The sequence below is a fragment of the Massilia sp. AB1 genome (assembly GCF_018119385.1).
Taxonomy (GTDB): Bacteria; Pseudomonadota; Gammaproteobacteria; order Burkholderiales; family Burkholderiaceae_D; genus Telluria.
The window spans coordinates 1-9,807 of the sequence record NZ_JAGKSG010000084.1; the positions used below are offsets into that span (position 1 = coordinate 1).

Annotated in this window: 7 protein-coding genes; all 7 read right to left on the reverse strand. The window is 72.7% G+C overall.

Annotated features, from left to right (window positions below; all coding sequences use genetic code 11):
• A partial coding sequence (locus J8847_RS23585; RefSeq protein WP_211527124.1) for a serine/threonine-protein kinase occupies positions 1 to 1,010 on the reverse strand: 1,010 nt, incomplete at its 3' end.
• Positions 1,011 to 1,012: 2 nt separating this feature from the next.
• Positions 1,013 to 2,857 (reverse strand): SPFH domain-containing protein, encoded by a 1,845-nt coding sequence (locus J8847_RS23590; protein ID WP_211527125.1) that lies wholly within the window; start codon positions 2,855 to 2,857, stop codon positions 1,013 to 1,015.
• A gap of 81 nt (positions 2,858 to 2,938) precedes the next feature.
• The gene (locus J8847_RS23595) at positions 2,939 to 3,898 is read right to left on the reverse strand and encodes a hypothetical protein (protein ID WP_211527126.1); all 960 of its coding nucleotides are present in this window, start codon (positions 3,896 to 3,898) and stop codon (positions 2,939 to 2,941) included.
• A complete protein-coding gene (locus J8847_RS23600; protein WP_211527127.1) occupies positions 3,895 to 4,971 on the reverse strand; it encodes a hypothetical protein in 1,077 nt (358 codons plus the stop codon). Before J8847_RS23600 ends, J8847_RS23595 begins: the two co-directional genes overlap by 4 nt.
• Positions 4,971 to 5,501 carry a hypothetical protein gene (locus J8847_RS23605; protein ID WP_211527128.1) on the reverse strand — a complete coding sequence of 177 codons (531 nt, stop codon included), beginning with the start codon at positions 5,499 to 5,501 and terminating at the stop codon, positions 4,971 to 4,973. The genes J8847_RS23600 and J8847_RS23605 overlap by 1 nt, the downstream gene beginning before the upstream one ends.
• A complete protein-coding gene (locus J8847_RS23610) occupies positions 5,498 to 6,790 on the reverse strand; it encodes a hypothetical protein (protein ID WP_211527129.1) in 1,293 nt (430 codons plus the stop codon). The genes J8847_RS23605 and J8847_RS23610 overlap by 4 nt, the downstream gene beginning before the upstream one ends.
• A 101-nt stretch (positions 6,791 to 6,891) precedes the next feature.
• A partial coding sequence (locus tag J8847_RS23615; RefSeq protein ID WP_211527130.1) for a penicillin-binding transpeptidase domain-containing protein occupies positions 6,892 to 9,807 on the reverse strand: 2,916 nt, incomplete at its 5' end.

Consider the following 9,807-nt stretch of genomic DNA (forward strand, 5'->3'; position numbering starts at 1 on the left):
CGCGCCGCTTCTTCTTCCGGGGTCGGACCGGCGCCGAGTTCGATCGCCTCCAGCAGCGCACGCACGCTGGCCGGCCGTGCGCCCGGATCGCGCGCGAACCCGGACTGCAGGGCGGTCCACTGGCGCGGCAGCAAGGCGCCCGGCGCACGCATCGCGCCGCTTGCCGGCAGTTCGCCTTCCAGCATCTGGTAAATCATCACCGCGACGGCATAGACATCCAGCGCCGGCTGCGGCTGGCGTTCCGGGTCCGAGGCTTCCGGCGCGCGGTAGCCCGCCGTGCCGGACAGCGCCGGCGCTTCCAGCATCGCCACGCCGCCCGACGCGCGGGCGCGGGCGGCGATGCCGAAATCGAGCAGCTTGATGTCGCCCTTGCTGGTGACGAACACATTGCCCGGTTTGATATCGCGGTGCACCAGCCGGTGCCGCTCCCAGGCGTAGTCGAGCGCCCCGGCCACGGGGCGAAGCATGGCGGCGGCGCGGGGCCAGTCCATGCGCCCTTCGCGGCACAGGACGCTGTCCAGGTCCTCGCCTTCGAGGTATTCCATGATGATGAAGTAGCTGGCCGTGGCCGGATCCTGGGCCCACTCGTAGACGCGCACGATGTGCTCATGCGCCAGGCGGCGTGCGCGGGTGGCTTCCTGGATCAGGAGCTTGGCGTGGCTGGCGGCCTGGGTCGCCTGTGGCGGCAGGATCTTCAGCGCCACCTGGGCGCTGTGGCCCAGTTCCGCATGGGTGGCGAGGTCGGTGGCCTGCCACACCTGGCCCATGCCGCCGTGCGCGATCAGGCGCTCCAGCCGGTAGCGGCGGTTCGGCGGTCCGACTTCCTGCCCGGCCATCAGGCCGATCTCGGTGCCCGGACGCGGCGGCGCCGCGACGACTTCCGAGCCCTGCTCCGGCGTATAGGCGGCGTCCAGGATCGCGTTCTTGCGCAGGTCGAATTCGTGACGGCTCAACAGGCCGTCCTCGTGCAGCGCGCGCAGTTCGCGGATCTTGTCGATGGCGGTTTGCATCGTCAGCTTGCCTTGAGCTCCGCTCCGCAAGAGGGACAGAAGCGGTCCTCGCTACGCACCGCATGGCCTTGCGCGCACGCCCCAGGCTGCGCGACGGGATGGGCGCTGAGCGCGGCCAGCTGGCCCGCGTCCATGGTGGCGTGTACGCGCGTCTTCATGAAGTCGTTCAGCAGCGCGGCGTTCGGCGCGGCGGCCAGGGCCAGCTTGGCCGTGTCGTCCATCGCCGCCAGCGACTCGGCGCGCGCGATCTCCATGCGCGCCAGGTCCAGCGCGTGGGCGCGCTCGGCCGCGCGGGGAAGGTCCTGCACCTCGGTGTAACGCGCATCGGCCTCGATGGTGCGCAGCAGCTTTTCGTGCTGGACGACGGCGTCTGCCTGGCTTTCGCCGCGGCGCAGGCCGGCGATGCGCTGGCGCGCCTGCTCGTCCTCCCATTCCTGCAGGCGTTCGGCCTCGCGCTGGTGCGCGGCGTTCGCCATCAGCAGCGCCTGGTGGCGCGCGACGTGCCCGGCCGCGTCGATGTCGCGCACCCGGCGCGCCGCCTCCGCTTCATCTTCGCGCAGGCGCTTCAGTTCGGCGTGCTGGCGCGCGGCGTCCTCGATCTGGCGCGCCTGTTCGACCTTGTTGCGGATCTGCTGCTGCAGCAGCTGCTGCGAAAAGCGCTGCTGCGCCAGCTGGCGCATCTGCAGCGCCTCCTGCTGCGCCGCGTCGAGTTCGGCGCGCATGCGCACCTGGGCCAGCGCGCGCAGGTGGCGCCATTCCGTGACCTCGTCGGCGCGCGCGGCGCCCTTTTTCGCCATCGCGTGTTCCAGCTCGGCCAGCACCTCGCCGGCGCCGCGCTCCAGCGCCTGCTTGCGCGACTGCGCTTCCAGGATGCGGCCATACAGTTCGATCTGGCGCAGGCGCACGCCGTGCGCGCGGTCGGCGCCCTGCAGCGACAGTTCGGCCTTGGCGATCGCCTCGTCCTGGCGCAGTTCGGCCCGGCGCTGGCGGAGTTTAAGCTCATGCTCGGCGCGCTGCAGGCGGTTCCATTCCTCGGCGGTGTACAGCTCGTCGAGATGGCGCGCGTGCTGGATCTGCACATGCTTTTCGTCCGCCGCCAGCCACAGGCTGCCGACCCGGGCGCGGTTGGCGTCGAATTTGTCGTGGCGCAGCTCCAGCGTATCGACCTGGCTGACCGCCAGGCCGTACTGGGCCAGCAGCAGCCGCAGGCCGCCCTGCAGGCGCTCGTCCAGCTGCTCGCGCAGTTCGCGGTTGCCGGCCATCTCGCGGATCGAACGGGCGCCGACGAATTCGGCGGCCAGCTGGCACACCGGATGGGCGAGCAGCTCGCGCAGTTCGGCGGCGCCGATCGTGCCGGGCATGGTCATGAAGTGGCGCGCGAACGCGGGCACGTTCTCGATCCTGACGCTTACGGTAAAGCGCGCGCGAACGAAGAGGTGTTCGCTGGTGGCGACCTCGTCGAAGTCGAAGCTCACCGGCAGCGCTCCGGTGCGGGTCACCAGGATCTCGGCATGCTGGTCGCGCAGCAGGTGGTTCAGGCGCGTGAAGAAGCCTTCGATCTCGTATTCGCCCTGGGGCACCTCGGTCGCCTTGTCGCCCTGCAGGATGAAGGCGCGCGCCGTGGCCGGGACGCGCAGGGTCTTGACGAACACGCCGGACAGCTCGCGCACGCCGAAGAACACGGCCAGTTCGTCCGGACCGGCCACCCAGCGGTTTTCGCGCAGCACCGGCGCATTGCGCGGCGCGCCGAGGATCAGGCCGCAGCCGGCGCAGTAGCGGGCGTCGCCGCCGTGCTTGCGCTCGCAGCGCGGGCAGGCGGCGCCTTTGACTCCGAACATCTGGAACATATCCGACTCCATTGATTGACTTACAACGCCCACCCGCCGATTCTAGCAGGGGCGCCGGCGCGTCCGCGTGACGCCACGCAGCTAGATGATCCCGATCCGCTCCACGCAGGCCAGGCTGGCGCCGCGCGCGCGCACTGCCTCGCGCAAGCCGGGCGGCAGCGACGCCTCCCAGTCCTTCGGCAGCAAGACCCGGTCGCCCGGCCCGGCCTCGCGCGCGATCAGCGCGCATTTCGGGGCCAGGCCGTCGACGGCGTCGACCTTGCCCGCATGCCAGCTCGACGAGCGCCCGGTTGCGATCACCCGCCCGCGCGCCAGGAATTCGCGTCCGCGCGCCATGCGGTCGGCCAGCACCAGGGCCAGCTCGTAGGAATCGCCCTGGAAGCGCGGCTCGCCGAAACGCACCGTGGTGCGCCACTGGCCTTGCCCGCGGCCGTCGAAATGGCGGCTGCCGGCCAGCACGGCGCGCACCTGCGCCTGGCGCACCGCGTCCAGGTCCGGCACCGCCACCGCCGCGTCCTCGTCCTCCACCGGCTCGGCCAGCGGACGCACGCTCACCTCGACCCAGCCCAGGCTGTCGTATTCGACGCCGCTGTACAGGGGGAACCAGGCGCGTGCGCTGGCCACCCCGGCCGCAGGGTCGGGCTGGCCCACGAAGGCCCCGAGGTGCGCGATGTCGGCGCCTTCGATGCGGCCCAGGTGCCAGGCGTCGGACCAGCCATTGGCCACCATGCCCTGCTGCGGCGCCAGCACGCCGCGCACCATGCGGTCGGCCAGCACGGCCGCCAGCTCCCAGCCGCGCTCGCCGGCCTGGGGTGCGCGGTCCAGGCTCAGCACCACCTGGTCGCGGCTGTCGGCGCGCGCTTCCGTGTGGCGCGCCAGGCGCACCACCTGCTGCATGCGCTGCGCCACCTCGGGTGCGTCCGGCACGCTGCACTTGACGTCGGCCCGGCCGGCGCGCGGCCGGCGCGTGGCCGTCACGGTCAGATGGCCGCCGCGCGGGTCGGCGCTGCGTACCGCAACGCTGTCGATCCCGCCGCTCATGGCGCCACCTCGTCCAGCTCGGTGGCGCTGAGCGCGCGGCGCTCCGCCGTATCGCATTCGAGGTTGCTGACGATGCGGTCCGCTTCGTCGAACAGCAGCGCCGGCGTGACGTCGCCAGCCTGCTTCAGGCGCGCCAACAGCGCCCAGGCTTCGTCGAGCGCGATGGCGGCGCTGCGGCTGTGGCGCGCGCGGCGCAGCTGCTCGCTGGCGGGCAGCGCCTCGTTGGGCGCGGCCAGTTCCAGCGCCGGCATGGTGCCCACCGCCAGGCTGACCAGGTCGAGCCGGCGCAGCAGCTCCTGGTGCTGGCGGAACTGAGACTGGTCGGACGGCAGCACCGCCATGCGCAGGGAGCACATCAGGCAAGGCAGTTCCAGGAACAGGCGGCGCAGCGCGCGCGCATCTTCGCAGGCCGGGTCGAAGGCTTCCGGGGGAGCGGCCGGCGGCGCGGGCGGGAGGAGCGGAACCGGAACCGGCTGCGCCGCCAGGCGCGCTTCCAGCATGCGCGCGTAATCCCGCGACCCGGCCAGGTCGACCGGCACGCAATCGTCCACCGTGATGCCGAAGCGCGTGTACATCAGCTGGTTGAAACCCGAGCGGAAGCTGTTCCATTCCTCCAGCGTGGTGCAGGGGGGCAGTTCCAGGTGTCCTTGCGCCAACTCGTGCTGGAGCGCATGCTCCAGCGCCAGCGCGAAGTCCTCCAGGCCCACCGCCCCGTGGGCTTCGCTGGCCAGGAACAGGTCGAAACGCTGCTGGGTGGCGCGCGGGTCGGTGGCGTCGACCGCGAAACTCAGGCGCAGGCCGATCTCGGGACTGGCCGCGAAGGGCGTCAGGTCGCAGGTATAGGGTCCGGGGTGCACGCACCACGCGGTTTCGCCCTCGATCAGGGCCAGGCGCGCGCCCTCCCCGAGGCGCCGGGTATGGCCGCCCCGGTCCACCAGCACCGCCGCGCAACGCGGAGGGATGATGCAGCCGCCAGGCGCCGGCAAGGCGATGGCGCTCACGCCGAGGCTGGCGCACGAGAACTCCGTCTGCCGCAGCGGACGAAATGCATTCTTGAGCAATGAACCGAACATCAATGTCCTTCCCGGGCCGGCTCCACAGCGAAGACCGCCCCATGCCGCTGAAAATGCTCCGCCGGCGGCGCCGCGAAGGGCCAGGGGCCCTCGCATTCGCCATCGGCGTCCAGGACGCCTTCGAGCACCACCGCGCCCGCGCCGTCCCTTACCTTGATCCGGGGCCGCCCGGCCAGCAGCTGCGGCGCGCGCGCCGCCTGCGGGTCGAGCTGCAGGATCACCTGGGCGCCCGCGAAATGCAGGCGCCACAGTCCATCGTCGGTCGCCAGCACCTCCAGCGGAGCGCCGCTGTCGGCGGCGCGCAGCAGCCCTCGGCTGCCCTGCCAGGCCGCGCGGCGCTCGTCCGCCAGATGCTTGAAACGCCGGATCGTCAGGGGCGATCCCTGCAGGGCCGCCCGCTCCGCCGCCCGCAGGGGACGGCTGCCGTCCAGCGCCGCGCGCAGCACGGCGTCGTCCAGCACCAGCCGGTCGCCTTCGATACGCTGCGCCACCAGCAGCTGCGCTTGCAGCTTGCGTTCCAGTTCCGTCATCCTTTTTCCTCCCTCGTTGCCGTCGCCGCATCCTGCAGGCGCGCGATCGCCGTGTCGCGGCGCTTGCGCAGGGTCGGCAGCGAAATCCCGTCCAACCCGGCCAGTTGCTGCATGGTCGGCAGCTCGCCGGTGGCGGGATCCAGCCACTCGGACGGATAGCTGTCGTCGACAGGCCCGAGCAGTTTCAGGTAGACCGCCAGGCGCACCGGCAGCGTGTCCCCGGCCATTTCCCGCGCGGCCCAGCTGCCGCGCGCTTGCGCGCTTGCCGCCGACTGAAGGTAGCTGGGGGGAAGAGAAACCGACTGCGCGGCGGCGGCCAGGCGCGGGAGATCGGCCTCGTCCGGCAGGTCGGCATCCGGTTCGGGGTCGTCGATGGGCTCCGGCTCTTCCTGGCGCATCTCGAGCACCAGGTCCGGGCCGGGCGTGCTGGCCGCTTCGGATTCGCCCAGCACGCGCAGGTAGTCGTCGAGCCAGGCCGCCGCGTCGCCGGCGTCGTGCAGCCAGTCCTGGTCGCGGTTGCTCGATAGCTGCTCGTAGTCGCCGATCTCGCGCAGCATGGCGGCGATCTTCTCGGGACTGGTCTTGAGACTGGCGAAGCGCTTGGAGCGGGTATGCAGGGGCCCGGGCGCGCCGCCGAAGGCTTCCAGGCTTTCGCTCCAGCGCAGGACCCATTCGGCGCGGCAGTCGGCGATGGAACGCAGCTGGCGCGCCTCGATCGGCATCGCGTCGACTTCCCGTCCGAGGATGGCCCCGACCTGGGCCAGGTGTTCGCGCCAGCCCTCGAACAGGCGCGCGATCTCGTGGCAGGCGGTGTCCAGCATGCGGTAGGCATACATGCGGTTCGGACTGCATGGGCGGCCGCAGGCGGCCTGGTAGTTGTCGCTGTCGACCTTGTCGCGCAGGACGGCGTACAGGTCGTTGAATTTCTTGCGCAGCAGCGCCTCGCCGCCCGGCTGTGCCCAGAAGCGTCCCAGGCGCGCGTGTTCGCCGCTCACCGCCGCGCACAGCGCATCCCAGTCGCCGGGACGGGCCTGGAGCTCGTAGACCAGGGCCAGGGCCAGTTCCGAGACGGTATCGCCATAGCTGTTGCCGGCGGCCGCGCCGCGCCCGCGGGCGCCGTGCAGGGCGCGTGCGACCGCCTCGACGTAGAGGGAGAGCGAGGTGGCGGTGTCGGGTTCGAGCAGCAGGGCCGGGTCGACACGCGCGAACGCCTGCAGGGAACAGTGTCCCAGCAGCTTGCGGACCTGCTCCCAACCATGCTCCTGATACCGGGTTCCCGGTAAACGCATACCGTCCTCGCACTCGATCGCCTCCGCCTGATTCTCTTGCAGCTGGCGGATTGAAACAGATGATGCCATACAAACACGTTTCCGAGGCGCGCAAGAGGCGGCTATTTCTCCTTCTGTTCGCGCGACTGCCCCTCCATCGCGCGCAGCAACGCGGCCACCACGGGCGCCGCATGGCCGCCGCCGGTGGCGTCCGAGTGGCTGACGAAGGCGGCGAAGGCCAGGCGCCGGGTCTGTCCGGGCAGGCTGCCCGGCTCCAGCCAGCCCATGAACCAGACGGTCGCCTGTCCATCCCTGCCCGCCGGCGCCGTCCCCGTCTTGCCGTACAGGCCGGGGCGCAGGCGCTCGAAGGCCGCGCCGCGGAAGGCGCCGGCCGCCGTGCCCCGGTCGATGACGCCCTTCATGCCGGCCCGGATGCGCTCCAGTGGCACATCCAGCGCTTCGCCGGCGGAATCCCGCGCGGCGCGGCCGTCCAGTTGCAGCAGCAGGCGGGGCGTCACGGTCCGCCCCTCCCCCACGGCCGCCGCCGTCAGCGCCATTTGCAGGGGCGTGGCCTGCATGCGCAGGCCGATCGCCATCTGGCGCAGTTCGTGCCGGGTCTGCACCGGGTCGAGGGCGGAAGCGCTGGGCCGCAGGGCGTCCCACTCCGCCCAGCGGTAATCCTCGGGCAGCAGGCCGCCGTCCAGGCGCGGCGCGCTGCCGAAGCCGAGCCGGCGCGCCATCCCGGCCACCGGGCGGATCGTATCGAGCGCCTCCGCGTCGAGCGCGCGCACGCCCGGCACGCCGCCCTCGGGCCGGCCGAGCAGGCTGCGGTCGCTCAGTTCGGCAAGCCAGGCGAACCAGGTATTGATGCTGTAGCTGAGCGCCTGGTCCAGGCCGAGGCGCCCGCCGTGGGCCCGTGCGCTGCCCGACTGTTCGCGGAAGTTGGTGACGTGGGCGCCCTGGCCGGAGGCTGGATAGGTGGCGCTGGCCGCGCGGAAGCCATAGCCGCGCTCGCGCGCCATGCGGTCGAGTTCCTCGACTGGAATGCCGGACAGCAAGCCTTCCAGGCGCGGGTCCTCCTTCGCGGCCTGCTCCAGGCCGAGCGCGGTGATCACCTTGAAGGTGGAACCGGGCGCGCGATGGGCGCCGCCGTCGTGCTGGAAGGCGGCGATGCGCAGCGGGCTGCGGGCCGGGTCGGCGCGGTCGAAGTCGCGCAATTCCGCCCAGCGGGCGGGATCGGCCTTGCCGCTGCCGCTTGACGCCGCCGCCAGGATGTCGCCGCGCTCCGCGTCCAGCAACACCAGCCCGGCCTGGCGTTCCGCCGGCGGCGCCTGGCCGCCAAGGCAGGTCTTGCCGTCCCACTGTCCCTGGCGCATGCCGATGCAGTCGAGCGCCGCCTGGGCCTGGGCCTGCACGCCCAGGTCCAGGCTGAGGCGCGCCTCATGCCCGGCTCCGCCCAGCCGCGCCAGCATCCCGGCCACGCTGCCCGCGTGCTGGCGATGCACGCCCAGCAGCGGGGCCAGGCCGGCGTCCACTGCCGGGCGGCCGTCGGCCCACAGCAGGGCGCCATGGCGATCGCTCAGCCGTACCGGCGTGGCGCCGCCCGTACGCACCGTCGCCTGGCCGGGCAAGGCATGCCAGGCCAGGCGGCCCTCTTCCACGCGCAAGTGGCGGTAGGCCGCATCGGCGTCGCCGCTCAGGCGCGACAGGTCGAGCGGCGCGACCTCCAGCCTGACGCTGCCGGCGCCCGGCTCCGGGGTCAGCAGCACATGCTGGACCATATCGCGCTCCTGGCAGGCGCGCCCGTCGCAGGCGCCGGTGACGGTGGCGCGCGCGCCTTCCGCCCGCAAGAGGCGCCCGGCCAGCAGCAGCTCGGCGGGAGCGCGCAAGGCCGGTGCGCTCAGGGTCACGAGGTTTCCGCCGCGCCCGCCGTCCCAGCCGGCCACCCGCGTCCAGGGCGCCCAGTCCTCCTGCAGGCGCGCGAACAGGCGCATCGCGGCGACCGGCAAGCCTTCGGCGCCCGGCGCCGGCGCATCGGCCAGCCTTGCCTGCCAGGCAAGCCGGCTGCCGGGGCGGACGCGCCAGGCCACCAGCCGCCGTTCGCTGTTGAAGATCCTGACCTGCTCGCGGACATAGGCGCCGTCGGCGCGCTGGTACAGGCGCGCCAGCAGGCTGCGGTCGCCTTCGTCCAGGTTCAGGCCTTCCCAGCCCGGCAGCGGCGCGCGCGCGTCCGGGTCCGCCGCCTGCCAGGCGGCGAGGTCGCGCGGAGCCAGCTCGGCCAGTCCGTCCCTGCTCAAGCGCAGCAGGCCGCGTGCGCGCAGCTGGTCGAACAGGGCCTGGTCTTCCATGCCGGGGGGCGGCGCGGCCGGCACCTGGTAGCTGCCAGGCGCCAGCCGCAGCGCGACGGGTTCGCCTGCCACTGGGAAAGCCTGCAGCAATGCTGCGCCGCCCGCCGCTGCGTCCGGACGGTAGCGCTGGACCAGCAATTCGCCGGCCTGCGGACAGGCGCGGCTGGCGCGTTGCGAAAAGCGCAAGGCTTCGCCCTGCCATACCAGCCAGCCGCCATGGCCGAGCGCCGCCTCGCCGCGGTTTCCCCGCCGGATCGCCCCCTGGGTGGCGTCGCCGATCCAGACGGCGGCCGCGCCGGCCTGCCAGGAAATCTTCAAACCCGATGGCGCATCCCCGGTTACCGTCACGCGCGGCAGGTTTGCACCCAGCAGGACGTTGCGCACAGGACCGCCGCCCGCCCGCGCCAGCGCCGCCGCGCCGTCGAGCGGAAAGCCTATCCGCAGCGGCAACAGCCGCGCACGCGCAGGGTCGAGCACCTGGGTGCACAGGTCGATACGTACCGCCGGCTCGGCCCGCACGCCGGAGGCGGTCAAGAGCGCGGCCCCGCCATGCTGGGCCAGGGTGACGCCTCCCGCCGCCGGGATCTCGATCCGCATCCCGCCAAGGAAGGGCTGCAGGGCCGCCAGCGCGGGGGTGACCGGCGCGCCTTCCGCACCCGGCGCCAGCCGCCGGGCGTGCATTCCCAGCGC